Source organism: Corynebacterium sp. 5QC2CO, assembly GCF_024580435.1.
Taxonomy (GTDB): Bacteria; Actinomycetota; Actinomycetes; order Mycobacteriales; family Mycobacteriaceae; genus Corynebacterium; species Corynebacterium jeikeium_D.
Window position 1 is genome coordinate 1 of the sequence record NZ_JANIKI010000028.1, and the last position, 1,452, is coordinate 1,452.

The following is a 1,452-nucleotide window of genomic DNA, read 5'->3' on the forward strand; positions in this document are numbered from 1 at the left end:
GGTTGCGTCCGTTAGCGTGGTGTATCTGTGACTATCGGTGAGGGCCTGATGAATGCATGAGGCGACCACCGTAGTACCTTTCGATTCCATAACCACACTTCCTCGAAAGGGATAACCACGATGGCCGCTGGTCCTTATTCTATAGACCCGTCTTCCTACTTAGACGAATTGCTCGCTCAAGCCTCTCCTGATCTGATGCGCGAGATGCTTCAAGGATTTATCAACCAAATCCTCTCGACCCAAGCAGACCAAGTCTGCGGCGCTGAATACGCCACCTCCTCTGAGTCTCGTACTAACGTCCGCAACGGCTATCGCCACCGTGACCTTGATACCCGCGTGGGCACGATTGATGTGGCTGTTCCCAAATTACGCACTGGATCATTCTTCCCAAACTGGCTACTTGAACGACGAACCCGGGCTGAACGCGCACTAACTACCGTAATTGCTACCTGCTATTTAAAGGGCGTATCCACTCGCAGGATGAACGATCTTGTCGCCAGTCTAGGTATCAATAATCTCTCAAAATCCCAGGTATCTGAGATGGCCAAAGACCTCGACGGAATGGTCGAAGACTTCCGCACCAGGCCACTAGATACCGGCCCATACTTGTATGTCTCATGTGACGCGTTGACCATGAAAGTCCGTGAAGGCGGACGAGTGGTTAAAACCTCCGTACTCCTTGCTACCGGGGTTAATGCTGAAGGCTACCGCGAGCTACTAGGCATGCAGGTTGCTACCTCGGAATCAGTAGCATCCTGGACCGGGTTCTTTAGAGACCTTAAAGCCCGCGGACTCAACGAGGTTTACCTCGTTACCAGTGATGCTCACTTAGGTATCCAGCATGCGATTAGTGATGTCTTACCGAATGCGTCCTGGCAACGATGCCGTACCCATTTCGCCAAGAACCTCTCAGCCATGGTCCCCAAGACTCAATGGCCGACGCTATCGGCGATGTTTCACACGATATTCCAACAACCAGACTCGGAATCGGTGTGGTCCCAAGCCAAAGAGGTCGTGGCATTTTGTGAGCAGAAGTTCCCACACGTGGCCGACTACCTGGAAGAAGCCCTCGACGAACTATTGGCGTTTACCAATACCCCGAAGTCGGTGTGGAAGAAAGTCTGGTCGAATAACCCCACTGAACGGCTTAATCGTGAAATCCGCCGGCGCACAGATGTTGTTGGAATCTTCCCTAACCGTGATGCAGTCGTGCGCCTTGTTGGTGCTGTGTTGGCAGAACAACATGATGACTGGATTCAGCAAAACCGCTACATGTCACTGACCAGTCTGGAACAGACCAAAGCAATGATCACCGCCAGCATCATCGACGCCGACACCACCACCAAGGAGGTCGCATGAACCAGTCACAGCACCAAGCACGTGCCGGTCCCTGACGCCATCACACTGCTTGTTTCAACGAAAGGCAGAAACACCACTCCGTCGGACTTGACC

1 protein-coding gene is annotated in these 1,452 nt (G+C 52.8%); it reads left to right on the forward strand.

Annotated features, from left to right (window positions below; all coding sequences use genetic code 11):
• Positions 1-120: 120 nt before the first annotated feature.
• Positions 121-1,359 (forward strand): IS256 family transposase, encoded by a 1,239-nt coding sequence (locus tag NQ014_RS10795; protein WP_168939886.1) that lies wholly within the window; start codon positions 121-123, stop codon positions 1,357-1,359.
• Positions 1,360-1,452 lie beyond the last annotated feature (93 nt).